This is a genomic window from Pseudomonas sp. FGI182 (assembly GCF_000511325.1).
GTDB classification, from domain to species: domain Bacteria; phylum Pseudomonadota; class Gammaproteobacteria; order Pseudomonadales; family Pseudomonadaceae; genus Aquipseudomonas; species Aquipseudomonas putida_Z.
In genome coordinates this window covers 4635387-4659413 of sequence record NZ_CP007012.1, presented here as the reverse complement: position 1 = coordinate 4659413, position 24027 = coordinate 4635387, and the positions used below count along the sequence as shown (strand labels likewise).

The window sequence follows — 24027 nt, the reverse complement described above, 5'->3', positions numbered from 1 at the left end:
GTGAAACAAGAACCCCGGCCCAGGCCGGGGTTTTTTTGTCTGTGATATCAATGGCCGTCGTTCGCCTGCTGTCCATCAAGCGCGCTGATCGATAGTTGTGCGCACTGGCGTCTATCCAGGTTGCAAAAGCGCCACGTGCGCGCTTGCTGCGGCGGTTGGGCAAGGGCGGACAGCAATTGCTGCTCCATCATGCGATAGGCATCGGGGCCGGAAAACATGAATGTGACAGGCTCGCCCTGCAGCGCTTCGCTGGTATTACCAGGCATTGCATGTTTGGCCACATCGCTCTGTGTCGACGTGTTGTCATTTGCCGTCCTGTTTGATGAAGGGTCGTAGAACGACTTGTAATTGAAGTTGAGCGTGAGGAAGAACAGTGCCGTCAGGAAGAATGGGAAGCCCACCAGGAACCAGGTATAGAGCTTTTGGCTGGATTCGCTGAGAAACGGCAATGTGGCAAGGGCGGAGGCTTCGATAATCCCTGCGAAGATGGCAATGATCGTCAGCGGGGCGACAGGTTGTACTTGGTGCATATGGGGTCGTCTCCAGCGATTTTGCACATCTTTACCTTACGGCGATGCTCAACTAAAGGCTGGATCGTTTCCCGGGTGAGAATAATCGCTCGAAATCCTGATGACGGTGTTTGTTCAGCGCATTTGAACTGAGTATTTCCCGAGGTGTCGGCCGGTTTTCAACTGGTGCACTTTTACCGGCCGGTGATACCGTTCATTCGGTAGCAGGGAATTTGATTGTTACAAGTGCATCAGTTGAGTGTAGGAAATTTCTGTAAGTGTTGTAGGTTCTATCTGTTCATATATTTCGTCGGTAAATCACCGCGCCAGTAAGCGTTCTGTAGGTTATCTTGGCGGGCCATAGCAAAAGCAATGAATGGATATCGCATGAATAAAGTGCTTATCGTGGATGATCATCCGGTCATACGCCTGGCCGTACGCATGCTGATGGAGCGGCATGGGTATGACGTCGTGGCGGAAACCGACAACGGGGTGGCTGCGCTGCAACTCACACGGCAACACCTGCCGGATATCGTGGTGCTCGATATCGGTATCCCCAAGCTGGATGGCCTGGAGGTTATCGGTCGCATGACAACTTTCAGCCCGGGCAGCAAGGTGCTGGTGCTGACATCGCAGGCCCCAGGCAACTTCTCGATGCGCTGCATGCAGGCGGGGGCGGCGGGGTATGTGTGCAAGCAGCAGGAACTCACCGAGCTGCTGAGCGCCATCAAGGCCGTACTGTCGGGCTACAGCTACTTCCCCAACCAGGCCTTGCATGTGTCACGTGGCAGGGGCGGAAGCGAGACGGATATGGTCAACCGCCTCTCGGCGCGCGAGATGACCGTGTTGCAACAGCTGGCGCGAGGGCGTTCCAACAAGGAGATTGCCGACAGCATGTTCCTCAGCAACAAGACGGTCAGTACCTACAAGTCGCGCCTGTTGCTCAAGCTCAATGCGCGCTCGCTGGTCGACCTGATCGAGCTGGCGCAGCGGCAAGGGTTGAACTGACCGCCAAGGCCGTAAAGCCTCCAGCCAGGAGGCTTTGCCAGGGTTACAGATCGTAGTCGAAGTCGGCCAGCTGCTTTTGCAGGCGCCTTTCTTCCAGCATATTATCGATGGTGCGGCGCTTGCTCAGGTTGGTCTTTGCGGTTTCTACCTGGGGTTCCGCTTCGTCATCCGCGGCAACAAAATCATCTTCGATCGACAGGTCGTCTTTATCGCTACTCATGAGTCGCTCCAAGCCAAGGGGCCATTGGCCGTCCTTATAACCAGAAAGCAGACGCTGGTAAAAAAGATTTTTTCAATCGCTGCAGGTGGTTTCCAGCTATCGACTCAATCGTCGGAGGTCTTGTGCTTGTACTCGCACAAGTCTTCGATCCGGCAACTGCCGCAGCGCGGCTTGCGTGCCTGGCACACATAGCGCCCGTGCAGGATCAGCCAATGGTGGGCGTCGAGCAGGTAATCCTTTGGCACGAACTTGATCAGCTTTTTCTCCACTTCCAGCACCGTCTTGCCTGGCGCAATGCCTGTGCGGTTGCTGACCCGGAAGATATGGGTATCCACCGCCATGGTTGGCTGGCGGAACGCCGTGTTGAGCACCACGTTGGCTGTCTTGCGGCCCACGCCGGGCAGCGCCTCCAGGGCTTCGCGGGTTTGCGGTACCTGGCTGCCATGGCGTTCGATCAGCAGTCGGCAGGCTTCGATGACGTTCTTGGCCTTGCTGTTGTACAAGCCAATGGTCTTGATGTACTCGCTCAGGCCTTCGACGCCCAGCGCATAGATGGCCTCGGGGGTGTTGGCGACCGGGAACAGGCGTGCGGTGGCCTTGTTGACGCCGACATCGGTGGACTGCGCAGACAGTGTCACGGCGACCAGCAGTTCGAACGGGGTGGTGTAGGCCAGTTCGGTCTTTGGGTCGGGGTTGTCTTCGTGCAGCCTGCGAAAGATCTCCAGGCGTTTGGCGGCATTCATGAAATCAGAGCTTTCCTTGACGACGTGGTTGGGCGGGGCCCGGACGCAGGCGATTGTACAAGGCCAACAGCAGTCCGAGCAGTAGCAAGGCGCCCGGGGCCAGGCTGGCCAGGTGCAGGCCGGTACCGTCGGCCAACCATTGGCGGCTGGCGCCGAGCAGCAGGCATGTGGCAAGCAGCGCACAAAGGTGGCCAGCGAGCAGGCGCCAACGCCCTTGATCGGGCAGAAGGTGGTCAGTGGCCAGGCATTGCAGGCACAGCAGTGCTGGGTAGTGGCCGAGGGCAAGTGCCACTGGCAGCAGCCAGGCACGCAGTGCCAGTTGCAGGCAACTGGCCAGGGCCGCCAACAGCAGCAGGCTGGCCAGCACATAGGTCCAGGTGGCAAGCCGCTGGCGCAGGGGGGCCAGCAATAGCTGGTGAAGGCTGCTCATCAGCACCGCACACACGCCGATGGTGGCGCCTTCGCTCAGTGTTCGGGTGGCGCCCAACAGGGGCACCAGGCTTGCGCCGAGCAGGCAGAACCTATTCATGCATGGCGCCCTCCAGCAATACGCTGCGCTGCTCATCGAAGTAGCTCAGCGCCTCCTGCAGCGCGCCGATCACCGCCCGTGAGGTCACGGTTGCGCCGGCCAACTGGTCAAAGTCGCCCTGGTCGCGCTTCAGCGCCCAGCGATCGCCCAACTGGCGGTTGGCAAATTGCCCAAGCCAGTTCAGCTGCGGATCACCCAGGCGTGCACCCAGCCCGGGGCTTTCCTGTTGCTCGACCACCTGGCTGCCGATCAGCCGGCCGTCCGGGGTGATGGCCACGCTCAGCACGATCGGCCCGGCATAGCCCTGGGCCTGGGTGACCAGGATGATGGCGGCCGGCTTGCCTGCCAGCGTCGCCCGGTAAGCTGCCAGGATACGGCTGTTTGGCCGCTGTGCGGCGGGCCTGGGCAGCGGGCTGTCCAGGGGCTGGTTGTCGTAACTGCCTTCTGGCAGCACTGCCAGCCGCTGACGGCTATTCAGTTGTTTCTCGGCGTCGGCGATGGCCGCGCTGGTCCAGTGCCGCCAGGCCAGGGTGGCCGACAGTGCCAGTACCCCGATCAGTAGCAACAGGCCCACATCACGTACCAGGCGCTTCATCGTGCAACCTGCTGGCGCTGCAAAGCCAGGCGTTCGAGGCTCGGCGCCATGAGGTTCATCAGCAGGATGGCGAACGCCGTACCGTCCGGGTAGCTGCCCCAGGTGCGGATCAGGTAGATCAGCAGGCCCGCCCCCAGGCCAAACCCCAGCTTCGCCCACTCCTGCCGGGGGCCGGACACCGGTTCAGTGGCAATGAAGAACGCCGCCATCATGGTCGAGCCGGAGAACAGGTGCAGCAGGGGGGAGCCGTTGGAGTCCGAACCCGACCCATTCCAGCCCAGCAGGCTGAACAGGAACAACCCTGCCAGCAGGCCAACCGGCGCATGCCAGCTGATCACCTTGCGTTGCAGCAAAAACAGGCCGCCCAGCAGGAACGCCAGGTTGACCCATTCGCTGCCCTGCCCACCGATGCTGCCGAAGCCCGGGTGGCTGGCGAACAGTTCATCGATGGTCAGGCTGCGGTTGTGGCGCAGGCCGTCGAGCAGTGTCGGCCGGGCCCAGGCATCGATCTGCTCGCCGCCGGCGAACACCAGCTGCAGGCTGTCGAGCAGGCCTGGTGCCGGCCCTGGCCAATGGTTCATCTGCAACGGGAAGCTCAGCAGCACGAAGGCGTAGCCGACCATGGCCGGGTTGAACAGGTTGCGCCCGACCCCGCCAAAGGCCTGCTTGCCGATGCCGATGGCAACACTGGCTGCGACCACAGGCAACCACCAGGGCGCCAGGGTGGGCAGGGCGGCGGCCAGCAGCACGGCGGTCACCAGCGCGCTGCCGTCGTTCAGCGCCGTGCGCAGCGGTTGTGCTCGCAAGGTAAGCAACAGCGCCTCGCACAGTAGCGCGGCGCTGGCGCACAGCAACAGGTTCAGTAGCAAACTCCAGCCATGCAGCCAGAACAGCGCCAGCAGGCCAGGTACGCAGGCCAGCAACACCAGGCCCATGCTGGTGCGTAGCCGCGGGTCGGGCTTGCCGGTCATTGGGCGAACAGCCCGTTGAAGCCGGAAAACGCCATGGCCATTACCCCGGCCCCAAGCAGTTCGATGGGCAGGCCGCGCATTGCCCCGGGGACGTCGGCATGAGCGCTGCGCTGGCGCAGGTCGGCGAACAGCACCAACGCCAGCCAGAAGCTGCCGCCGGCCAGCAGGCCTTGCAGCAAGATAGCGAGCCATGTGCTGTCGTCGCTTGCCTGTTGCAGGGCCAACCCCAGTACTACCGCGTTGCTCAACAGCAGCGCGGGCAGTTGCGTCACCGGCCAGCTCGGGCGCCACCTTGTCAGCAGCCATGGCACGCCCCAGGCAAGCACGGCCAGCCAGGGCAGCAACAGGAACAGGGCAAGGTCCTGGGCCTGCAGCGGGGCAAGCAACCCGCGCACCAGTAGTTGTGCGCCGATCACCCCCAAGGCAATGCACAGTGCGCAGGCGAGGCCGTGCACGTGGAGGTGCAGCCTGGGGAATGGCTGTTGTTGCAGGCACAGGTGATTGACCAGCGCAGCGCTGATCAGGACCAGGATGTAGTCGCTCATGAGATGACGATAGCCGGGAATCGGGGCGATTGTCCGGGTTTGGCATCAAGGGGCCGGAGTCATTGTGAGAGCGGGCGTGCCCGCGAACACCGGCAACGCCGGTGCTATGCACCGCGCAGTCAGTTTCGCGGGCACGCCCGCTCCCACAAGGTCCAGCAGGTTTTGTTACTTGATGCGCTGGCCCGGCTTGGCACCGCTGTCCGGGCTCAGCAGGTAGATCTCTTCACCGCCAGGCCCGGCCGCCATGACCATGCCTTCGGACACGCCAAAGCGCATCTTGCGTGGCTTGAGGTTGGCCACCATCATGGTCAGGCGGCCTTCCAGCTGGGACGGGTCGGGGTAGGCCGACTTGATGCCGGAGAACACGTTGCGGCGCTCGTCACCGATGTCCAGGGTCAGTTGCAGCAGCTTGTCGGCACCCGGCACGGCCTCGGCCTTGACGATCAGCGCCACGCGCAGGTCGACGGCTGCGAAGGTGTCGAACTCGATTTCCGCCGACAGCGGGTCCTTGGCCAGCTCGCCGTTGCCGGCCGGGGCCTTGGCTTCGGCGGCCAGCAGGTCTTCCTTGCTGGCGGCGACCATGGCTTCGACCTTGGCCGGTTCGATACGGCTCATCAGCGCCTTGAACGGGTTCAGCTGGTGGTTTTCCAGGCGCGACAGGTGGTCGTTCCAGGTCAGCGGTGCCACGTTGAGGAAGGCCTCGGCGTCGGCGGCCAGCACTGGCAGGACAGGCTTGAGGAAGATCACCAGTTGGCGGAACAGGTTGATGCCCTGGGCGCAGATGGCCTGCACTTCATCCTGCTTACCTTCCTGTTTGGCCAGCGACCATGGGGCCTTGTCGGCGATCCAGGCGTTGGCACGGTCAGCCAGCGCCATGATTTCGCGCATGGCACGGCCGAAGTCGCGGCCTTCATAGGCGTCGGCGATCGACGGGGCAGCCGCCAGGAAGGCTTCGGTCAGCTCCGGTGCGGCATCGCCAGCCACCATCACGCCTTCGTTGCCTTTGTGGATGAAACCGGCGCAGCGGCTGGCGATGTTGACCACCTTGCCGACCAGGTCGGAGTTGACCTTCTGCACGAAGTCTTCCAGGTTCAGGTCCAGGTCATCGACGCCACGGCCCAGCTTGGCCGCGTAGTAGTAACGCAGGTATTCCGGCTGCAGGTGGTCGAGGTAGGTGCGGGCCTTGATGAAGGTACCGCGCGACTTGGACATCTTGGCGCCGTTCACAGTCAGGTAGCCGTGCACGTTGACCGCGCTCGGTTTGCGGAAGCCGGCGCCTTCGAGCATGGCTGGCCAGAACAGGGCGTGGAAGTTGACGATGTCCTTGCCGATGAAGTGATACAGCTCGGCCTTGGAGCCCTCGTTCCAGAACGCGTCGAAGTCCAGCTCCGGGCGGCGTGCGCAGAGGTTCTTAAAGCTGGCCATGTAGCCGATCGGTGCGTCCAGCCACACGTAGAAGTACTTGCCTGGCTCGCCCGGGATCTCGAAGCCGAAGTACGGCGCGTCGCGGGAGATGTCCCATTCCTGCAGGCCCGAGTCCAGCCATTCGGCCAGCTTGTTGGCTACCGCGTCCTGCAGCGTGCCGCTACGGGTCCACTGCTGCAGCATGGCCTGGAAGTCTGGCAGCTTGAAGAAGAAGTGCTGGGAATCACGCAGTACCGGGGTGGCGCCGGAGATCGCCGACTTGGGGTTCTTCAGCTCGGTGGGCGCGTAGGTGGCGCCGCATTTTTCGCAGTTGTCGCCGTACTGGTCTTCGGCCGCGCACTTGGGGCAGGTGCCCTTGATGAAGCGGTCGGCGAGGAACATGCCCTTTTCCGGGTCGAAGTACTGGGTCACCGAACGGGTGGCGATGTGCCCGGCGTCACGCAGGCGCGCGTAGATCAGGCCCGACAGCTCGCGGTTTTCTTCGCTGTGGGTGGAGTGGAAATTGTCGAAATCCACCAGGAAGTCGGCGAAGTCGCTGCTGTGTTCGGCCTGGACGTTGGCGATCAGCTGTTCCGGGGTGATGCCTTCCTTCTCGGCGCGCAGCATGATGGCCGAACCGTGGGCGTCGTCGGCGCAGACGTAGATGCACTGGTTGCCGCGCAGCTTCTGGAAGCGGACCCACATGTCTGTCTGGATGTACTCGAGCATATGGCCAAGGTGGATCGATCCGTTGGCATAGGGCAAGGCGCTGGTGACGAGAATCTGACGTGGCTCGGACATGGTGGCTCGGCTACTTATCTGGCGACGGGGTAAAAATGAGGTTGATCGGCCACTATAAAGGGCTGGCGAAGATATTTCACCCCGCATGCGCATCTGCTGACGATTGACGGGTTAGGATAGGCGTCTGTTTTACATTCAGTTTGCCATTGGGAGTCTCCATGAGTGCCGTCACCCGTGCCGCCGTCGAGGGCGTGCTTCGCCAGTACACCGACCCCTACCTGAACCAGGACCCGGTCAGCGCCGGCTGCGTGCGCGCCATCGATATCCAGGGCGGGCAGGTCAGCGTGCAGTTGCAGCTGGGTTATGCCGCAGGGCTGTTCAAGAACGGCTGGGCCCAGGTGTTGCAGACCGCCATCGGCAACCTCGAGGGCGTCAGCGGTGCCCAGGTGTCGATCGACTGCGTGGTGGCCGCGCACAAGGCCCAGGCCCAGGTGCCGGCAATGGCCAACGTCAAGAACATCATCGCCGTGGCCTCGGGCAAGGGCGGTGTGGGCAAGTCGACCACCGCGGCCAACCTGGCCCTGGCGCTGGCCCGCGAGGGTGCGCGGGTGGGTATTCTCGATGCCGATATCTATGGCCCCAGCCAGGGCGTGATGTTCGGCATCGCCGAAGGCACCCGTCCGCAGATTCGCGAGCAGAAGTGGTTCGTGCCGATCAAGGCCCATGGCGTGGAAGTCATGTCCATGGCGTTCCTGACCGACGATAATACGCCGATGGTATGGCGTGGCCCGATGGTTTCCGGCGCGCTGCTGCAGCTGGTGACCCAGACTGCCTGGGACGACCTGGATTACCTGGTGATCGACATGCCGCCGGGCACCGGTGACATCCAGCTGACCCTGGCGCAGAAGGTACCGGTGGCCGGTTCGGTGATCGTCACCACCCCACAGGACCTGGCCTTGCTGGATGCCAAGAAGGGCGTGGAGATGTTCCGCAAGGTCAACATCCCGGTGCTGGGCGTGGTGGAGAACATGGCCGTGCACATCTGCTCGAACTGCGGCCATGCCGAGCATCTGTTCGGCGAAGGCGGTGGCGAGAAGCTGGCGAGCCAGTATGGCGTCGACCTGCTGGCATCGTTGCCGCTGTCGATGCTGATCCGCGAGCAGGCCGATAGTGGCAAGCCGACGGCGATCGCCGAGCCGGAAAGCCAGATTGCCATGGTCTATCAGGAACTGGCCCGCCAGGTGGGCGCGCGGATCGTGCTGCAGGAAGCTGCTGCGCCGGCGATGCCTAGCATTACCATCAGCGAAGATTGACTGGCAAACCGAGTCGCCTGCTTCGCGGGTAAACCCGCTCCCACAGGTACAGCGCAGCCTTCAAGTACCGCGCGGTCCCTGTGGGAGCGGGTTTACCCGCGAAGAGGCCGACTCGGTCTTTCGGCCAGGCATAAAAAAACCCGCCAGAAGGCGGGTTTTTTGAAAGCTAGGAAGCTTCGATCGACTTAGGCGATCTGAACTTCTTCAGCCTGCATGCCTTTCTGGCCGCGGGTAGCGACGAAAGTAACAGCCTGGCCTTCTTTCAGGGTTTTGAAGCCGTCAGCTTGGATGGCTTTGAAGTGCACGAACAGGTCGTCGCCCGACTGAGGGGTGATGAAGCCGTAGCCTTTCTCATCGTTGAACCACTTAACAACACCGGATTGACGGTTGGACATTTTTCTGTCTCCTTGGACAATTTGATAACGGTCAGGAAAAACCCTGGCCGGGACTGAGCGCAAAGAGAGCAGAAAATTCAGCGATGGGCCGATCAGGATCGTGCATCAAACTAGAGATTCTCGGTGTCACGTGCAGCACAGTGGCGCCACCTTACCCCACTTTCCGCAACCTGCCAATGGTCAGAAGGCGCTTTACGCAAATTCGGATCGACGGCGGCTGCAGCCCCCGCCCGGCGCGGGATGAGGCATGGAACTTTAACCTGGGCGCCGGGACCGGTAAGATGCGCGTCTCGAATTTTCACCTCGCAACTCTTCAGGACACCCCGCCATGAGCATCAAATCGGACAAGTGGATTCGCCGCATGGCGCAGGAACACGGCATGATCGAACCGTTCGTCGAGCGCCAGGTGCGCGGCGAACAGGACAGCCGGGTGATCTCCTTCGGCGTCTCCAGCTACGGCTACGACGTGCGCTGCGCCGACGAATTCAAGGTGTTTACCAACATCAACTCGGCCACCGTCGACCCGAAGAACTTCGATGCCGGCAGTTTCGTCGACATCAAGAGCGACGTATGCATCATCCCGCCGAACTCCTTCGCCCTGGCGCGCACCGTCGAGTATTTCCGCATTCCGCGTGATGTGCTGACCATCTGCCTGGGCAAGAGCACCTACGCCCGTTGCGGCATCATCGTCAACGTCACCCCGCTCGAGCCCGAGTGGGAAGGCCATGTGACACTGGAGTTCTCCAACACCACCACGCTGCCGGCGAAGATCTACGCCAACGAAGGTGTGGCCCAGATGCTGTTCCTGCAGTCCGACGAAGAATGCGAAGTGTCGTACAAGGACCGTGGCGGCAAGTACCAGGGCCAACGCGGCGTCACCCTGCCGCGTACCTGAGCCGACGAGCGCGGGGAATTCCCCGCGCCTTTGGCACTCCAACTGGATAACGCCGGTGCGCATGATGCGCAGCGGCCTTGTCAGGAGCAGCCAATGAAACTCCACCCCGCAATCAGTGCCAAGCTGGCAGGTCTGCAGCCCAACCACGTCGGGTTGCTGCCATGGTCTCTGCTGGCACACCCGCTGCCCATGCAGGCGGGCGGCGTACCCCACCAGCCTGACCCGGATACCCCGCAACCGCCGGAGCCCGGTGAAACACCACCCATGGAACCGGGCGAGCCAACCTTGCCTGATGAGCCTCCTCCGGCGCCTGTAGCCTGAGTTAACTCCGCTAGAGCGCCCAGACACGGTCTGCCCCTGCCAGGTACACCCGGCTGGCGCTCGTGGGCGCGATTTCCCAACCCCCGGTGAATTCACCGAACGCCGGCAACAGGCTGACCTGGCCATCGATCAGGAAGCAGGGCAGTCGCAGGCGTTGCCGAGCCTTGCCACGCAGTACAAATACCGGATGTACATGGCCTGCCAGTACCGGGTGGCTGGGGTGCGGTTCGGGTTCGTGCTGGAGCGCGAAGGGTTCAAGCAGCCAGGGTTCGTTCATGACTTCTATTTCGAGCGACACGGGTGGATCACCGGCGTTGCGATCATGATTGCCGCGTATCAGCACGATTTTCAGGGCCTTGTGCCGTTCCCTCCATGTCTGCAGCCTGGTGAGCGTTGCTGGCGCCCGCGCTGTTCGTGCATGCAGGAAATCGCCAAGAACGATCAGTTGCTCGCAATCATGCGCGGCCAGCAATGCATCCAGGCGCTCGAGTGTCGCTTCGGTGGTGCCGCGTGGCACCGGTTGGTGCAGGGCACGATAGCTTGCTGCCTTGCCGATGTGCACGTCGGCCACCAGCAGGGCACGACGGGCTGGCCAGTAGATGGCCTTGTCCGAAAGCAGCCAGAGCACCTGGCCATGGTGTTCGATGGATAGGAAGTTGGTCATTCCGTTGCGTCCGCCGCACTGTTCAGTTCCGCGACCATCCTGGCAATCCGGTCCGCCAGTTTCTCGGTGCTCAACGTTTCGCGCATGCCTTCCACCAGCAAGGCAAATGCCAACGGCCCGGGCCGCTCAAGCTGGCGCAGTTCCAGCCGTAACTGCCCCATTTTCAGCAATTGACGGTGCAGCCGCTCGATCTCCAGTTCCTCATTCAGCACTTCGTCCCGTGCCTGAGCCAGCAGCAAGTTGCCGGCGTCGTGCTTGAGAAATACCTCATAGAACAAACCGCTGGAGGCCTGGATCTGCCTCAGGCTTTTCTGCGCCGCCGGATACCCGCCAAACACCAGCCCGGCAATCTGCGCGATCTCGCGAAAACGGCGCAATGCCATTTCTCCAGCATTGAGGCTGGCCAGCACATCCTCCAGCAGGTGTTCGGTACCCAGCGCCTGCGGCAGGTGCGTTGCCCAGTCCACGTTGCCCGGGCTGAGCAGTTCGAACCCGTAGTCATTGACGGCAATCGAAACCGAAAGCGGCTGCACGCGGCTCACTCGCCAGGCAATCAGGTTGGCCAGGCCAAGGTTGGCCATGCGTCCGGCGAACGGGTACAGGAACAGGTGCCAACCTTGGCGCGACTTGAAGGTCTCGGCCAGCAGCGTGCCGGGGGTGGGCAGCGCCGACCATAGCGCCTGCAAGGTCAGCAGAGGGCGCACTGCACGCATCTCCGGGCCTTGGAAGCACCCTTGGGATGCTGCGCCAAGCTGCTCGACCAGTGCGTCGGCCAGTTCGCTGGAAAGCGGCATGCGGCCACCATTCCAGCGAGCGACCGCTGCCTTGCGCGCGGTGCTGCGGCGTACGTAGGCGGTCATGTTTTCCACGCGCACCAGTTCCAGCACTCGCCCGGCGAACACCAAGGTATCGCCAGGGCGCAAACGGGCAATGAACGCCTCTTCGACGCTGCCCAGCTCCTTGCCTCCGCCGCCCTTGCTCCAGTACTTGAGCTGCAGGCTGGCGTCGCTGACGATAGTACCGATACTCATGCGGTGGCGACGTGCCAGGCGTTCGCTGGCAACCCGGTAAGCACCGTCGGCCTGGCGCTCGACGCGCTGGTAGTCCGGGTAGGCGCTGAGTGAACTGCCGCCATGGCAGACGAAGTCCAGCGCCCATTGCCACTGGCTGTCGCGCAACTCGCGAAAGGCCCAGGTGCTGCGCACTTCGGCCAGTAACTGCTCCGGGTGAAAGCCACTGCCCAGGGCCATGCTGACCAGGTGTTGCACCAGCACGTCCATGCACAAGCGCGGCGAATGACGGGCCTCGATGTGCCCGGCTGCCAAGGCCTGCCTGGCGGCGGCTGCTTCCACCAGTTCCAGGCTGTGGGTGGGCACCAGAGTAACCCGGGAGCGCCGCCCCGGCGCGTGGCCGGAGCGCCCGGCCCGTTGCACGAGGCGGGCAATGCCCTTGGCGGAACCGATCTGCAGTACTCGCTCCACGGGCAGGAAGTCCACCCCCAGGTCCAGGCTGGAGGTGCAGACCACTGCCTTCAGGCTGCCTTGCTTGAGGCTGCGCTCGACCCAGTCACGGGTATCGCGGGCCAGCGAGGCATGGTGCAAGGCAATCAGGCCGGCCCAGTCGGGGCGTGCTTCGAGCAGGGCCTGGTACCAGAGTTCGGCCTGCGCCCGCGTGTTGGTGAATACCAGGCAACTGGTGCTGGCATCGATCTCCCGGCTGACCTGGTCGAGCATCTTCAAGCCCATGTGCCCGGCCCAGGGGAAGCGCTCGATAGCCGTTGGCAGCAGGGTATCGACCTGCAGCGGCTTGTCTTGTCGGCCTTGTACCAGCAAGCCGCCTTGTGGCAGCAATACGTCCAGCGCATGTTGAAGATTGCCGAGGGTGGCGGACAGGCCCCATGTCGGCAGGCTCGGGTGCCAGTGGCGCAGGTGGGCCAGGGCCAGTTGCAGTTGTACCCCGCGCTTGTTGCCCAGCAGTTCGTGCCATTCGTCCACCACTACCAGGCGCAGCGTGGCGAAGTCTTCGCGGGCTTGTGCCCGGGTCAACAGCAGCGTAAGGCTTTCAGGGGTAGTGACCAGTACGCTGGGCAGGCGCCGTGCTTGCCGGGCACGTTCGGCGCTGCCGGTGTCGCCGCTGCGAACGCCCACGCTCCAGGGCAGGCCCAGGTCGTCCAGCGGCATCTGCAGCGCGCGGGCGGTGTCGGCGGCCAAGGCACGCATGGGGGTAACCCACACCACCTGCAAGGGTGCAGCATGACGCCCCTGGGCTTCGGCCTTGAAGGCCCGCAGCGCGGCGAGCCATACCGCGTAGGTCTTGCCGGCACCGGTACTGGCATGCAGCAAGCCGGATTCGCCCCGGTCCACGGCCGCCCATACACGGCGCTGGAAAGCGAAAGGCTTCCAGCCACGCTTGGCGAACCAGGCCTTGGCGAGGTCGGTGGCGGCGGGCATGGGGCATAGGGTCCGTCGGTGGCTGTGTTTCTACAGACAACCAGCCAGGTGCAATGGTTTTACCGGATCAGTTTGCCAGCAGGTAGCCGCTGCGGCACACCTGCTCGCCTGCGACGTGGGCGATGACCATGCCGGCGGTAGCCATGCGCCGTACGTTACGTGCATACAGCAGGCCGGGCTGGCTGTTGTGGATGGCAGTCACCCGGTCGCTGAGCGGGTCGATGACTTCGGCGATCAACTGGCCCGCTTCCAGGTGCTGGCCTGGCCGGGCGTGGTACACCAGCAGCCCGCCCAGTGGCGTTATCACCGGTTCGACGGCGGCCAGCGGCGTGGCCGGGCAGCGCAAGTCGGGCAGGGCCGGGCTTGCGCCTTCGATGACCCCCGCATGGGTCAGGAAATCGAGAATCGCCTGGCAGTCCTTGCTGGCCAGGTCGTGGCTGACATCGGCCTGGCCGCGCAGCTCGACGGTGACCGAGCAGCAGCCCAGCGGAATCGGGAACCGTTTGCCGAAGCGTTGCTGCAACTGCCACCACACCAGGCTGAAGCATTCATCGAACGACTGCCCGCCCGAATCGGTGGCCAGCAGGCTTGCCTGGGCTCCCAGGTAGCGGGCCAGCGGTTCGATCTGCGGCCAGGCGTCTGGCGTGGTGTACAGGTGCTCGACCGCCTCGAAGTCGCAGTGCAGGTCCAGCACCATGTCGGCATCGCAGGCCAGGCGCTGCAGTATCAGGCGTTGGGCCTGCAGCGGTGTGCGCGCCGGGTGTGCGTCCAGCCCCCGGCGCAGGTATTCGCGGATCAGTGCGAGGTTGTGTGCCGGGTCGTCGGTCAGGTGTTCTTCGATCTGGTCGCCGATGCTGTCGGAAAGGTCGACGAAGTTACGGTTGAAGTTTTCGCCACTTTGCAGTTCGAAACGCCCCAGCGGCGCGTCCAGCAGCACCTGTTCCAGGCCGACCGGGTTGGCCACCGGCACCAGGATGATCTCGCGCTGCAGGCGGCCTTGCTGTTCCAGTTCACCCAGGCGGCGCTTGAGGTGCCAGGCCACCAGCATGCCGGGCAGCTCGTCGGCATGCAGCGAGGCCTGGATATAGACTTTGCCGCCACCGCGAGGTCCGAAGTGGAAGCTGTGCAACTGGCGGGTAATGCCCGGAACGGGCGAGAGCAGGTCGTGAGTTGAATGGTGCATGGTGGTCCTGGGTGCGTGGCGAAAACGGTCTGCGACACGGGGCGGCACACAGATAGAAGCACAGTTTTTGGCCTTGCGCCTGCATCGGTGCCCTCCTGGCCACCGCGCTGGCTTCTTCGCGGGTAAACCCGCTCCCACAGGGAAAGTGCATTGCCCGAGGCTTGCTCGGTACCTGTGGGAGCGGGTTTACCCGCGAAAAAGCCAGCACGGTCCAGAAATTGTTTCAGGCCAGCAGCGCCTGCAATGTAGCCAGGTCATCCGCTTCTTCCACTGGCTTGTCCAGCCGCCAGCGCAGCATCCGCGGAAAGCGCACGGCAATGCCGCTCTTGTGCCTCCTGGACAGGGCGATGCCCTCGAAGCCCAACTCGAACACCAGCGTCGGCGTCACGCTGCGTACCGGCCCGAAGGTTTCAACCGTCGTCTTGCGGATGATGGCGTCGACCTTGCGCATCTCTTCGTCACTGAGCCCTGAATAGGCCTTGGCAAAGGGGACCAGTGCCCGCCCCGGCGTACCGGCTGGCGCGTCCCACACGGCGAAGGTGTAGTCGCTGTACAAGCTGGCCCGCCGGCCGTGGCCGCGCTGGGCATAGATCAGCACGGCATCGACGCTGAACGGGTCGATCTTCCACTTCCACCAGGTGCCCATGTCCTTGGTGCGCCCCACGCCATACAAGGCCTCGCGCTGTTTCAGCATCAGCCCTTCCACCCCCAGGCTGCGGGACTGTTCGCGCTGGCAGGCAAGGTCGGCCCAGTCCCGGCCTTCGAGTAGAGGCGAGAGCAACACCGGGGCCAATGGGTGCTCCTCAAGCAGGTGTTCCAGCTGTTGGCGGCGTGCATGCTGCGGCCGGCTGCGCCAGTCCTCGCCTTGCCATTCCAGCAGGTCATAGGCCTGCAGCACGACCGGCGCGTCGCTCAGCAGCTTCTTGCCCAAGGTTTTGCGACCCAGGCGCTGCTGCAACATGGCAAAGGGTTGTACAGCCAGTTCAGCCGCTGAGCCGCCGGGTTTCCACACCAGGATCTCGCCATCGAGCACGACACCGTCGGGTAGCGTCTGCGCCAGGCTGTGCAATTCGGGAAAGCGTTCGGTGACCAGTTCCTCACCGCGTGACCAGACCCACAGCTGGCCTTCGCGCTTGACCACCTGGGCGCGAATGCCGTCCCATTTCCATTCGATCTGCCATTCGCTCGGCGGCCCGAGCAGTGCATCGAGCTGCTCGGTTGGTACCTGCAGGGGGTGGGCCAGAAAAAACGGGTAGGGCTGGCCGCCACGCTGGCTGTGTTCATCGTCTGATTCCGGGGCTATCAGCCGTTGATAGCTGGCTGTCGTCGGGCGGTGGCTGATGTCGGTGTAGCCAACCAGGCGCTGGGCCACGCGTTTGGCATCCAGCCCGGCCAGTTGTGCGAGGGCGCGAGTGACCAACAGCTTCGATACCCCCACGCGAAAGCTGCCAGTGATGAGCTTCAGGCAAAGCATCAGGCTGGGGCGGTCCAACTGGGCCCAAAGAGGCGGCAGGCGTTGCTGGATCTCCTCGACCGGCAGGCCACGCAATGGCAACAGATGGGCTTCGACCCAGCGGGCGAGGCCGTCGTCGCCAGGGTGGTGGCTTTTCGGTACCAGCAGGGAAATGGTTTCGGCCAGGTCGCCAACGGCCTGGTAGCATTCCTCGAACAGCCAGTCAGGCAGCCCCGCCAACCTGCCGGCCAGCTCCCGCAGCACGCGTGTCGGCACCAGTTGGCGGGGGCGGCCACCTGCCAGGAAGTACACCGCCCAGGCGGCATCCCCAGCCGGGGCGGTGCTGAAATAGTCGCGTAGCGCCGTGAGCTTTGCAGTGCTGGAGGTAGTCGCATCCAGCCTCAGGTACAGCTCGGCGAATGCTTTCATGCGTCTGGCTCCGCGGCTACCACGTCATCTTCCTCGCCGTACTCTGTCACGAAAGCGCGGGCATCGAGGCCTTGTTCGATGAGGTAGCGCACCAGCACATTGACCGAGCCATGGGTGACCATCACGCGTTCTGCGCCAGTCTGGCCGATGGCCCAGAGCAACCCCGGCCAATCGGCATGGTCCGAGAGCACGAAACCTCGGTCTACCCCGCGCCGGCGGCGGGTGCCGCGCAGCAGCATCCAGCCACTGGCAAAGGCATCGCTGTAGTCGCCGAAACGGCGCATCCAGCTGCTGCCACCCGCCGAAGGCGGTGCCAGGACCAGTGCCTGGCGCAGCAGCGGGTCGTTGCGTGGGATATCGCCCACATAGCGGGTTTGCGGAAGGTAGACGCCAGCGTCCCGGTACACCCGGTTTAGTGGTTCGACAGCGCCATGCACGAGGACGGGACCAATGTTGGCGTCCAGCCCGTGGAGGATTCGCTGGGCCTTGCCGAAGGCATAACAGAACAGCACGCTGGCTTTGCCCTGTTCGCTATTGGCGCGCCACCAGTTATTGATGCCGGTGAAGATCTCGCCCTGGCTGGGCCAACGGTAGATGGGCAGGCCGAAGGTCGATTCGGTGATGAACGTGTGGCAGCGCACCGGTTCGAACGGCGTGCAGGTGCCGTCGGGTTCCACTTTGTAGTCGCCGGAGGCGACCCAGACCTCGCCCTGGTACTCCAGGCGCACTTGCGCCGAGCCCAGTACATGCCCGGCCGGGTGCAGGCTCAGGGTTACGCCATGGTGCAGCAGGCGTTCGCCGTACGGCAGGGTTTGCAGGTTGATGTCCTGGCCCAGGCGGCTGCGCAGGATGCCGGCGCCTGGGGCGGCGGTGAGGTAATGGCGGTTGCCGACGCGGGCATGGTCGCCGTGGCCGTGGGTGATGACGGCACGCTCCACTGGCCGCCAGGGGTCGATGTAGAAATCACCGGGCGGACAGTACAGGCCTTCGGGGCGGGCGATGACGAGGTCCATGGCATGGGCGCTGGTGGCCGAGGTTCTTGTTAGGAGCGCGGGAATGTCATGAGAGTTCGAACGTTTTAACAAGCGAAATGGACTACTTGCCATTCAGAAATGCCGAACCGCCTTTTGCGGTTAACTGTGTCCTCAGGTCGAAGGGGTGCAACAAAAATGTTGCGGTCTGTCGGCGCATGATGCACATTGGTTCGACAAAGGCTGATATGAAATACAGCGAATTTCGCCGATGGCTGCGCGGCCAAGGCGCTACGTTTGTCGCTGCCAAGGGTAGTCATTTCAAGGTCTATCTAGGTAATCGCCAGACGATTTTCCCAGATCACGGGGCGAAGGAAATAAGCGAAGGCCTGAGACGGAAGATCCTGAAGGACCTAGGGTTGAAATCATGAACGGTTTAGGGGAGCACGTGATGGTATTCGAATATCCGGTAGTCGTTCATCTGGAAGACGGCAGTGTCTGGGTGAGTTGTCCCGATGTGCCTGAGATGGCCTGCGCAGGTGACACTTCGGAGGAAGCTCTGTTCGATGCCGTGGATGCCTTGGAGTCCGCACTTTCGTTCTATGTGGATCAAAAAATAGCTATTCCGCTGCCTGCAACACCAACCGAAGGTCAACCCGTCGTACGTCTGCCAGCCCTGACCGCCGCGAAGGCAGCGTTGTGGAATACGATGGTTGCACAAAAAATCAGCAAGACCGAGATGGCGCGCCGACTTGGAGTGAATCGTCCCCAGGTCGATCGTCTGGTCGATCTGCTGCACCGTTCCAAGATCGAGCAGGTCGAGCATGCGCTGCACGTGTTGGGACAGCGGATCGAGCTTTCAGTCGTAGCTGTTTAGTGCATAGTCCAAGCCGCCACAGGTGGCGGCTTGATTGAGAGGTTTACTTGCCGGGCACCAGGGTCAAACGCTGGTTGCCATACGCCCGCCCGAAGTTCTGCTGCTGCAGTGGCAGGCTCATGAAGCGCCCTTTGAACCAGGCATCCAGCCCGTCGCTGTAATGCGTGCTGGCCGGGTTGCCGGACTGCCCGCTGCTGGTCAGCACCTGCAATGGCTCGGCCTGGCCGAAGTCGACGATCATCCGCGCCGAGGCCGGCAGGCGGGTGTCGAAGTCGCTGCCCCAGGCGTATGGCGTCAGGGCCAGGGTGGTGAAGTCGCCACCGGCAGCCAGCGGCGAGCGGCCGAGGGCGTCGCCCAGACCATGGTAGGCCGGTGCAGGCCAGCGGTATTGGTGCAGCTTGCCCCACTGCCAGGCGCGGCGGTCGGCGCCCAGTTGCGCGGTGCCGGCATCCACCGCGCCAGCCAGGCTGCGGGCGAGAATGGCCGGCTTGTCTTCTTTCTGCGGCGTGCTGCGGTCATCCCAGAACGGGCTGTCGTCGCGGCCCAGCAGGTGGTCGGCCTGCGCCGAGAACGACAACCGCGCATTGCTGACGAAAGCCTGCCAGGCCGGGCCGGATTCCGGGCCCAGGTCGTCGAGGAAGGTTTGCCGGGCCACTTCCTGGAGGAACAGCTCGTACAGTGCGGCATCGGCCGATACCGGGCTCAGGCGGCCATCGAAGGCCTTGAGCCGGGCCAGCGCGTCGCGGGCCTTGTCGCGCTGTGCGGCGGGCAGGGCGTCGATCGCCTGCTTGAGCGGCTGGGCCATGCCCGGGGCGTCGAACATCTGCTTGAGCTTGTCGGCCAGCAGTGTGGTCTGGTCGTTCTGCAGGGCCATCAGGCTGCGGCTGTCGTGGCGGCCATTGCCGGCCAGCTGGGCCAGGCGCTCGGCGCGCTCGGGGTAGTACCAGGTGCTGGACAGCTGCATGCCATAGCCACGCGGCAGGCTGCGCTGGTTGGCGTGGCCGATCCAGCCGGCGGGCGGGTCCTGGTCGTAAGGGTGCAGCATCGGGTCGGCATAGCCGTCCCAGTCGTAGCGCCCGTCCCAGCCCGGCGAGGGCAGCAGGCCCTGGCCTTCGCGGCGGTTGGGGTAGCGGCCACTGACTTGCCAGCCGATGTGCTCGGGTTCGGCGAAGACGAAGTTGAGGGCGGCGGCGGTCACTTCACGGGTGCTGTCGAAGGCACGCTCCAAGCTCTTGGCACGGGTCAGGTCGAACAGCGCATCCAGGCTGCGGTCGCCCTTGAACTGTGGCAGGTTCAGCGCCAGGCCCAGGCTGGCATTGCCTGGCTGGGCCAGCAGGGTGCCGTGGCGGGTGTCGTACATCACCTCGCGCAGCGGGCGCTGGCCGCGGACGAAGAAGGTTTCGCTACGGGCGCGGGCCGGCAGCCATTTGCCGTCGGCCAGGTAGCTCAGCTGGCTGCCCTGGTGGCGCAGTTGCTCCAGGTACAGGTCCTGGTTGTCGGCCATGACCGCGCTGCTGCTCCAGGCCAGCTTGCCGTTGTAGCCGGCCAGCACGATTGGCAGGCCGGGCAACGACAGGCCGGCGACCTGGTACTTGCCGGTGTGGATCTGTACCGGGCTCAGGGCCCAGGCGGCTCGGCTGTCGCTGGCCAGCAGGCTCTTGCCGCTGCGGCTGCGCTGCGGCGCCAGGGCCAGGTTGGCCGAGCCCGGGCTGCCCAGAAGGTCGAGGTCGGCCAGTTTCTGGCTGGCAGCTGCCAGGGCCGGCAGCCCCGGCAACTGGCTGGCCAGGTTCAGGCCCTTGAGCTTGTCCACTTCGGCTTCGGCCAACGGCTCGTCCGGGGCACCGGGTAGCAGCCAGGCCAGCTTGTCGCTGCCGGCTTTCTGCGCCAGGGTCAGGGCGCTCAGTTCTTCCTGCAGGTTCACCGACTGGCTGAACGCATACAGGCTGAAGATCAGTGCCGAGTCTTCGGGCTTCCAGTATTCGGGGCGGTAGCCACTGCTGGCCAGGCCGGCGGGCAGCTTGTCGCGGTAGCGGAACAGGTAGGCGTTGACCCCGCGTGCATACACTTCGAAGAAGCGCTTGAGCCGTGGCGACGCGTCGGCGTACTGCTGGGCGGCGCTCTGCTTGAGGTTGGCCGCGCGCATCAGGCGGTCGATGTCCAGCGCGTCGCTGCCGGCCAGTTCTGCCAGGCGGCCCTGGGCCAGCAGGCGCATGGCGACCATCTGCTCGATGCGGTCGCCGGCATGCACATAGCCCAGGCTGAACAGGGCGTCATGGAAGCTGCTGCTTTCGATCAGTGGTGCGCCCATTGCGTTGCGCCGTACCGAGACGTTCTGCGCCAGGCCCTTGAGCGGCTGCACGCCGCTGGTCGGTGGCACGCTGCCCTGGTAGCCGCCCGTCTGGCAGCCGGCCAGCCCGAGCATGCCGAGCAGCGTGGCAGCGGTTGCGAACCGCGGGCGGAATGGAGGAAAGGCGGAGGCGGCCATGACAAGGGCTCCTGCAAGGCGTGGCGGGTTTCGAAAGGCGCTAAGGTAGTGAGCGCGCAGGCGCCGTGCAAGGTCCCTGGGCGCTTTATTTTTTGTGCCTGGCGTGGGTTGTGTGGCGCCTGTGAGATCGAGCGCCGCCCGCGCGGCGCTTCGCAGCACAAGGCTGCTCCTACATCTGTTTCGGGCCAATTATTCCTGTGAGGTCTGTGCGCGAACGCTTTGGCGCATGGCTCGATATCGCGTTGTACGAACAAGGCGGTCGCGTGCACTGGCACAGGCGTGACTGGCCCGAAACAGATGTAGGAGCAGCCTTGTGCTGCGAAGCGCCGCGCGGGCGGCGCTCGATTTGCGCACCACCTCAAAAATCAGGACAGGCACTCAAACCTTGAAATGTTCGGCCACGGCGTCGGAAAAGTGCGTGCAATTGATGCGAGCAAGGCGTTGATAGTCACGGCTGACGGCGAAGGCCGAGCCTGGCATCAATAGCACCTTGTGCTGTTCCAGGCGACGCATGAAAGGCTGCAGGTCGGCCAGTTCGGGGTGGTAGACCCACAGGAACATGCCGCCTTGGGGCGTTATGTCGAACTGCCAGCCACGCGCCCGCAACAACTGCTGGGTCTGCGCCTGCTGCCGGATCAGGCGCTGCTGCAGGTCTTGCATGTGCCGGGCATAGGTGCCGTCGGACAAGATGGTGTTGACGAAGCGTTCGCAAAACGCCGGCACCGCCACGCAGGTCAGCAGCTTCAGGCGCGTCAGCGGCTCTATCAGCTCTGCCGAGCAGGCGATGTAGCCCACGCGCAATGAAGCGGACAGGCATTTCGAGAAGCTGCCGATGTAGATGACCCGCTCAAGGTTGTCCAGTTCGGCAAAGGTCTGGCGCACACCCGGGCAGAAGTCGCCGTAGACATCGTCCTCGACCACGAAGAAATCGTGTTCCACCGCCAGGCGCAGGACGCTGAAGGCATTGTGCGGGCTGATGTTGCCGCCGGTCGGGTTGTGGAAGGTGCTGTTGCAGAAGAACGCCTTGACCTTGTGCCTGGCCAGGTGCTCCTTCATGTCTTCCACGCTTGGTCCGTCCTGGGTTCGGCGCACCCCGACCACGTGGCCGCCGGCCAACTGGATCAGTTTGATCAGGTTGCCGTTGCCGGGCTCGTCGACGAACACGTGATCGCCTGGCTTGATCAACAACCGCGCCACCAGGTCCAGCGCTTGTGTGGCGCCCAGTGTAGTCAGCAACTGGCTTGGCCGGGCATCGACACGGGTCAGGCGTTTCAGGTGCACGCACAGCTGTTTGCGCATGGGCAGGTAGCCCTGGATGTCGCCATATTCCGCCAGCGAGCTCTGCTCCAGCCGCGCCGTGCGCCGAATCGCCTTGGCCAGCAGCTCGGTGTCACGCCAGGCGGGTGGCAGCCAGCCGCTGCCCAGTTTGATGTAGTGCTGGCCCCCCTGCAGCAGCTTGAACAGTGGGTCGCCGGCCATGCCTGCGGGCGCATCCACTGCGCCGGTTTGCCGTGTGTGGCTGGCGACGAAGTAGCCGCGGCCAGGAATGGCAGTCAACACACCTTCGCTGACCAGCCGGGCATAGCTGGAGACGACATCGTGGTAGCTGCAGCCAACCGCCGCCGTCAGCTTGCGGATGGACGGCATGCGCTGGCCGGGCAGCCATTCGCCGGCTTCGAGGCGCTGTTTCAACTGGTCATGAAGGCTGTGCGGGCGCATGGCGGGTCCAGCAGCTGTTAGAAAAAACAGCCTAACAGTTAACCGGAAAGCGCGTCGACTGTTCGAATTTCAGGGCGCGGCAGATGCGACCATGCACCTGTCGGCATCTTTCCCAATACCGAAATCGACCCGTCCACCAACCGTGAGCACACGCTATGTCGAGCACACTTCCGCGGCGCACGTACCTGTATTTCACCGCGCAATCGATCAACCTGACGACTGCGGTCATGTCCGTGACCATGGCGGCCATTGTCGGGGCGGCGCTGGCGCCTGCCGCCACGTGGTCCACCGTGCCCTATGGTTTCCAGTTCCTCTGCCTGATGCTGGCCACCTATCCGGTCTCCAGGCTGATGAGCCGTATTGGCCGCAAGCGCGCCTTCATGCTGGGCTCGATCCCTTTGGCGGTGTCTGGCATCAGTGGTTACCTGGCGGTGCAGTACCAGCAGTTCCCGATGCTGGTGATCAGCCATTCGGCATTGGGCATCTACATTGCGTTTGCCAACTTCAACCGCTTCGCGGCCACCGACAATCTGGCCCAGAACCTGAAGCCCAAGGCGCTTTCCCTGGTGGTGGCCGGTGGGGTGATCGCCGCCGTGGTCGGGCCGGCGCTCACCGAGTGGTTGAGGGACGTTGGTGGGTATCCGCTGTTTTCGCTGTGCTACGCCGCTTTTGTCGGCCTGGCGGTGATGTCGTTGCTGACAGCGGCCTGCCTGCCCGGCGATACCGGCACCGCCAGTAACGACCGTGCAGCGAAACCGGCTGGCACGACCGCCGAGCCGCTGAGCCCGGTGGTTGCCGTGGCCATGGCAGTGGCCGCGCTGGGCTACGGGATCATGAATTTGCTGATGATCCAGGCGTCCATGCACATGAAACACATGCATGAGGACTTTTCCGACGTTCGCCTGGCGATTCAATGGCATGTGATTGCCATGTTTGCGCCGTCGTTCTTCACCGGCGCCATCATCCACAAGCTCGGCATCCGGGCCACCATCTGTCTCGGCCTGGGCCTGCTGATCGGTTGCACGGCCATGAACATGTGGTCGCACAGCTACGCGATGATGACCTTGTCACTGATAGCCCTGGGCCTGGGTTGGAACCTGACCTACGTGGGCGGTGGGGCGCTGTTGGCGCAGACGCTGCAAAACAGCCCGGCAGCGATGCAGATGCAGGGGAAGAACGATCTGGCCATCGCGGTGTTCGCGACCATTGGCGCATTCAGCCCGTCGCTGTTGCTGGGCACGGTCGGTTGGGATGGCACCAATGCCATCTGCATGGCCCTGTGCATCGTGCTGCTCATGGCCACCGCAGGGGTGCTGCAGCGCAAGGTTTCAGGGCCTGCCAGGGCCAGCTAGGCCCCGGCTACCCACTGCGCGGCCCGCGGCAGGGACGCGCAAGTGCTGTTCAGGTCAGGCGCCGTGGCACTTCTTGAACTTTTTCTGGCTACCGCACGGGCACGGGTCGTTACGGCCAACGTCCTTCAGGGCGTTGCGTACCGGCTCCTGGTGGCCGTGGTTGCAGTGCGGGCCGTGTACATGGCCATGATCGTGGTGGTGATCATGATCGTGGTTGCAGTCAGGGCCATGAACGTGGGGTTGCTGGGACATTGC

Annotated in this window: 24 protein-coding genes; 7 read left to right on the top strand and 17 right to left on the bottom strand. The window is 63.7% G+C overall.

From position 1 onward, the window contains the following. Positions 1 to 47 precede the first annotated feature (47 nt). A complete protein-coding gene (locus tag C163_RS20480; protein WP_025340389.1) occupies positions 48 to 530 on the bottom strand; it encodes a hypothetical protein in 483 nt (160 codons plus the stop codon). A gap of 366 nt (positions 531 to 896) precedes the next feature. Between C163_RS20480 and C163_RS20475 the strand changes: the two genes are divergently transcribed. Continuing rightward, on the top strand, positions 897 to 1517 hold the full coding sequence (locus tag C163_RS20475; RefSeq protein ID WP_023660944.1) for a response regulator transcription factor: 621 nt from the start codon (positions 897 to 899) through the stop codon (positions 1515 to 1517). A gap of 43 nt (positions 1518 to 1560) precedes the next feature. Here C163_RS20475 and C163_RS27385 read toward each other — a convergent pair whose 3' ends face one another. The 7 genes from C163_RS27385 to metG all read right to left on the bottom strand — a co-directional run bounded on the left by C163_RS27385 (position 1561) and on the right by metG (position 7325). Then, entirely contained in the window at positions 1561 to 1737 is a 177-nt protein-coding gene (locus tag C163_RS27385; RefSeq protein WP_003258006.1) for a PA3496 family putative envelope integrity protein, read from the bottom strand. Positions 1738 to 1841: 104 nt separating this feature from the next. Next, positions 1842 to 2480 carry an endonuclease III gene (gene nth, locus C163_RS20465; protein WP_025340388.1) on the bottom strand — a complete coding sequence of 213 codons (639 nt, stop codon included), beginning with the start codon at positions 2478 to 2480 and terminating at the stop codon, positions 1842 to 1844. A 4-nt stretch (positions 2481 to 2484) separates the two neighbouring features. Continuing rightward, positions 2485 to 3009, bottom strand: coding sequence for an NADH:quinone oxidoreductase (locus C163_RS20460; protein ID WP_025340387.1), 525 nt, complete (start codon positions 3007 to 3009; stop codon positions 2485 to 2487). After that, complete coding sequence (locus tag C163_RS20455; protein ID WP_025340386.1) at positions 3002 to 3604, bottom strand: RnfABCDGE type electron transport complex subunit G; 603 nt, start codon at positions 3602 to 3604, stop codon at positions 3002 to 3004. The genes C163_RS20460 and C163_RS20455 overlap by 8 nt, the downstream gene beginning before the upstream one ends. Beyond that, complete coding sequence (locus tag C163_RS20450; protein ID WP_025340385.1) at positions 3601 to 4575, bottom strand: RnfABCDGE type electron transport complex subunit D; 975 nt, start codon at positions 4573 to 4575, stop codon at positions 3601 to 3603. The genes C163_RS20455 and C163_RS20450 overlap by 4 nt, the downstream gene beginning before the upstream one ends. Then, the gene (locus C163_RS20445) at positions 4572 to 5120 is read right to left on the bottom strand and encodes an Rnf-Nqr domain containing protein (RefSeq protein WP_025340384.1); all 549 of its coding nucleotides are present in this window, start codon (positions 5118 to 5120) and stop codon (positions 4572 to 4574) included. Before C163_RS20445 ends, C163_RS20450 begins: the two co-directional genes overlap by 4 nt. A gap of 165 nt (positions 5121 to 5285) precedes the next feature. Then, the gene (metG, locus tag C163_RS20440; RefSeq protein WP_015271555.1) at positions 5286 to 7325 is read right to left on the bottom strand and encodes a methionine--tRNA ligase; all 2040 of its coding nucleotides are present in this window, start codon (positions 7323 to 7325) and stop codon (positions 5286 to 5288) included. Between the two features lie 158 nt (positions 7326 to 7483). Between metG and apbC the strand changes: the two genes are divergently transcribed. Then, positions 7484 to 8578 carry an iron-sulfur cluster carrier protein ApbC gene (gene apbC / locus C163_RS20435; RefSeq protein WP_012273870.1) on the top strand — a complete coding sequence of 365 codons (1095 nt, stop codon included), beginning with the start codon at positions 7484 to 7486 and terminating at the stop codon, positions 8576 to 8578. A gap of 185 nt (positions 8579 to 8763) precedes the next feature. Here apbC and C163_RS20430 read toward each other — a convergent pair whose 3' ends face one another. After that, the gene (locus C163_RS20430; protein ID WP_003254922.1) at positions 8764 to 8973 is read right to left on the bottom strand and encodes a cold-shock protein; all 210 of its coding nucleotides are present in this window, start codon (positions 8971 to 8973) and stop codon (positions 8764 to 8766) included. Positions 8974 to 9301: 328 nt separating this feature from the next. Here C163_RS20430 and dcd point away from each other — a divergent pair, with 328 nt between their 5' ends. Further along, positions 9302 to 9868, top strand: coding sequence for a dCTP deaminase (gene dcd / locus C163_RS20425; protein WP_003258001.1), 567 nt, complete (start codon positions 9302 to 9304; stop codon positions 9866 to 9868). Between the two features lie 93 nt (positions 9869 to 9961). Next, positions 9962 to 10189, top strand: coding sequence for a hypothetical protein (locus tag C163_RS26790; RefSeq protein ID WP_003254918.1), 228 nt, complete (start codon positions 9962 to 9964; stop codon positions 10187 to 10189). A 10-nt stretch (positions 10190 to 10199) separates the two neighbouring features. On the opposite strand, the gene pdeM is transcribed toward C163_RS26790, so the two are convergent. From pdeM to C163_RS20400, 5 genes are all read right to left on the bottom strand, one after another. Further along, positions 10200 to 10853, bottom strand: a complete 654-nt coding sequence (gene pdeM, locus C163_RS20420; protein WP_025340383.1) for a ligase-associated DNA damage response endonuclease PdeM — start codon at positions 10851 to 10853, stop codon at positions 10200 to 10202. Continuing rightward, positions 10850 to 13303, bottom strand: coding sequence for a ligase-associated DNA damage response DEXH box helicase (locus tag C163_RS20415; protein ID WP_025340382.1), 2454 nt, complete (start codon positions 13301 to 13303; stop codon positions 10850 to 10852). Before C163_RS20415 ends, pdeM begins: the two co-directional genes overlap by 4 nt. Positions 13304 to 13370: 67 nt before the next feature. Beyond that, positions 13371 to 14486 carry a succinylglutamate desuccinylase/aspartoacylase family protein gene (locus tag C163_RS20410; protein WP_025340381.1) on the bottom strand — a complete coding sequence of 372 codons (1116 nt, stop codon included), beginning with the start codon at positions 14484 to 14486 and terminating at the stop codon, positions 13371 to 13373. A gap of 223 nt (positions 14487 to 14709) precedes the next feature. Next, positions 14710 to 16368, bottom strand: coding sequence for an ATP-dependent DNA ligase (locus C163_RS20405; protein ID WP_025340380.1), 1659 nt, complete (start codon positions 16366 to 16368; stop codon positions 14710 to 14712). Beyond that, positions 16365 to 17381 carry a ligase-associated DNA damage response exonuclease gene (locus C163_RS20400; RefSeq protein ID WP_025340379.1) on the bottom strand — a complete coding sequence of 339 codons (1017 nt, stop codon included), beginning with the start codon at positions 17379 to 17381 and terminating at the stop codon, positions 16365 to 16367. The genes C163_RS20405 and C163_RS20400 overlap by 4 nt, the downstream gene beginning before the upstream one ends. A gap of 206 nt (positions 17382 to 17587) precedes the next feature. Between C163_RS20400 and C163_RS20395 the strand changes: the two genes are divergently transcribed. Beyond that, the gene (locus C163_RS20395) at positions 17588 to 17770 is read left to right on the top strand and encodes a type II toxin-antitoxin system HicA family toxin (RefSeq protein ID WP_025340378.1); all 183 of its coding nucleotides are present in this window, start codon (positions 17588 to 17590) and stop codon (positions 17768 to 17770) included. Between the two features lie 20 nt (positions 17771 to 17790). Next, entirely contained in the window at positions 17791 to 18216 is a 426-nt protein-coding gene (locus tag C163_RS20390; RefSeq protein WP_038408384.1) for a type II toxin-antitoxin system HicB family antitoxin, read from the top strand. Between the two features lie 43 nt (positions 18217 to 18259). Here the strand turns inward: C163_RS20390 and C163_RS20385 are convergent, their stop codons facing one another. Both C163_RS20385 and C163_RS20380 read right to left on the bottom strand, forming a co-directional pair. After that, complete coding sequence (locus C163_RS20385) at positions 18260 to 20701, bottom strand: penicillin acylase family protein (RefSeq protein WP_025340376.1); 2442 nt, start codon at positions 20699 to 20701, stop codon at positions 18260 to 18262. 378 nt (positions 20702 to 21079) lie between these two features. Then, on the bottom strand, positions 21080 to 22420 hold the full coding sequence (locus C163_RS20380; protein ID WP_025340375.1) for a PLP-dependent aminotransferase family protein: 1341 nt from the start codon (positions 22418 to 22420) through the stop codon (positions 21080 to 21082). Between the two features lie 155 nt (positions 22421 to 22575). Between C163_RS20380 and C163_RS20375 the strand changes: the two genes are divergently transcribed. Further along, entirely contained in the window at positions 22576 to 23772 is a 1197-nt protein-coding gene (locus C163_RS20375) for an MFS transporter (protein ID WP_025340374.1), read from the top strand. A 54-nt stretch (positions 23773 to 23826) separates the two neighbouring features. Here C163_RS20375 and C163_RS20370 read toward each other — a convergent pair whose 3' ends face one another. After that, a complete protein-coding gene (locus tag C163_RS20370) occupies positions 23827 to 24024 on the bottom strand; it encodes an SEC-C metal-binding domain-containing protein (protein WP_003258907.1) in 198 nt (65 codons plus the stop codon). Positions 24025 to 24027: the final 3 nt, after the last annotated feature.

Coding starts and splice junctions, on each gene's coding strand:
- nth (WP_025340388.1), bottom strand. CDS start 2,480: ATGAATGCCGCCAAACGCCTGGAGATCTTTCGCAGGCTGCACGAAGAC.
- C163_RS20450 (WP_025340385.1), bottom strand. CDS start 4,575: ATGACCGGCAAGCCCGACCCGCGGCTACGCACCAGCATGGGCCTGGTG.
- C163_RS20395 (WP_025340378.1), top strand. CDS start 17,588: ATGAAATACAGCGAATTTCGCCGATGGCTGCGCGGCCAAGGCGCTACG.
- C163_RS20455 (WP_025340386.1), bottom strand. CDS start 3,604: ATGAAGCGCCTGGTACGTGATGTGGGCCTGTTGCTACTGATCGGGGTA.
- C163_RS20370 (WP_003258907.1), bottom strand. CDS start 24,024: ATGTCCCAGCAACCCCACGTTCATGGCCCTGACTGCAACCACGATCAT.
- C163_RS20405 (WP_025340380.1), bottom strand. CDS start 16,368: ATGAAAGCATTCGCCGAGCTGTACCTGAGGCTGGATGCGACTACCTCC.
- C163_RS20410 (WP_025340381.1), bottom strand. CDS start 14,486: ATGCACCATTCAACTCACGACCTGCTCTCGCCCGTTCCGGGCATTACC.
- C163_RS20385 (WP_025340376.1), bottom strand. CDS start 20,701: ATGGCCGCCTCCGCCTTTCCTCCATTCCGCCCGCGGTTCGCAACCGCT.
- C163_RS20460 (WP_025340387.1), bottom strand. CDS start 3,009: ATGAATAGGTTCTGCCTGCTCGGCGCAAGCCTGGTGCCCCTGTTGGGC.
- C163_RS20475 (WP_023660944.1), top strand. CDS start 897: ATGAATAAAGTGCTTATCGTGGATGATCATCCGGTCATACGCCTGGCC.
- C163_RS20445 (WP_025340384.1), bottom strand. CDS start 5,120: ATGAGCGACTACATCCTGGTCCTGATCAGCGCTGCGCTGGTCAATCAC.
- C163_RS20480 (WP_025340389.1), bottom strand. CDS start 530: ATGCACCAAGTACAACCTGTCGCCCCGCTGACGATCATTGCCATCTTC.
- C163_RS20415 (WP_025340382.1), bottom strand. CDS start 13,303: ATGCCCGCCGCCACCGACCTCGCCAAGGCCTGGTTCGCCAAGCGTGGC.
- C163_RS20390 (WP_038408384.1), top strand. CDS start 17,791: ATGGTATTCGAATATCCGGTAGTCGTTCATCTGGAAGACGGCAGTGTC.
- C163_RS27385 (WP_003258006.1), bottom strand. CDS start 1,737: ATGAGTAGCGATAAAGACGACCTGTCGATCGAAGATGATTTTGTTGCC.
- C163_RS20380 (WP_025340375.1), bottom strand. CDS start 22,420: ATGCGCCCGCACAGCCTTCATGACCAGTTGAAACAGCGCCTCGAAGCC.
- metG (WP_015271555.1), bottom strand. CDS start 7,325: ATGTCCGAGCCACGTCAGATTCTCGTCACCAGCGCCTTGCCCTATGCC.
- C163_RS26790 (WP_003254918.1), top strand. CDS start 9,962: ATGAAACTCCACCCCGCAATCAGTGCCAAGCTGGCAGGTCTGCAGCCC.
- C163_RS20430 (WP_003254922.1), bottom strand. CDS start 8,973: ATGTCCAACCGTCAATCCGGTGTTGTTAAGTGGTTCAACGATGAGAAA.
- apbC (WP_012273870.1), top strand. CDS start 7,484: ATGAGTGCCGTCACCCGTGCCGCCGTCGAGGGCGTGCTTCGCCAGTAC.
- dcd (WP_003258001.1), top strand. CDS start 9,302: ATGAGCATCAAATCGGACAAGTGGATTCGCCGCATGGCGCAGGAACAC.
- pdeM (WP_025340383.1), bottom strand. CDS start 10,853: ATGACCAACTTCCTATCCATCGAACACCATGGCCAGGTGCTCTGGCTG.
- C163_RS20375 (WP_025340374.1), top strand. CDS start 22,576: ATGTCGAGCACACTTCCGCGGCGCACGTACCTGTATTTCACCGCGCAA.
- C163_RS20400 (WP_025340379.1), bottom strand. CDS start 17,381: ATGGACCTCGTCATCGCCCGCCCCGAAGGCCTGTACTGTCCGCCCGGT.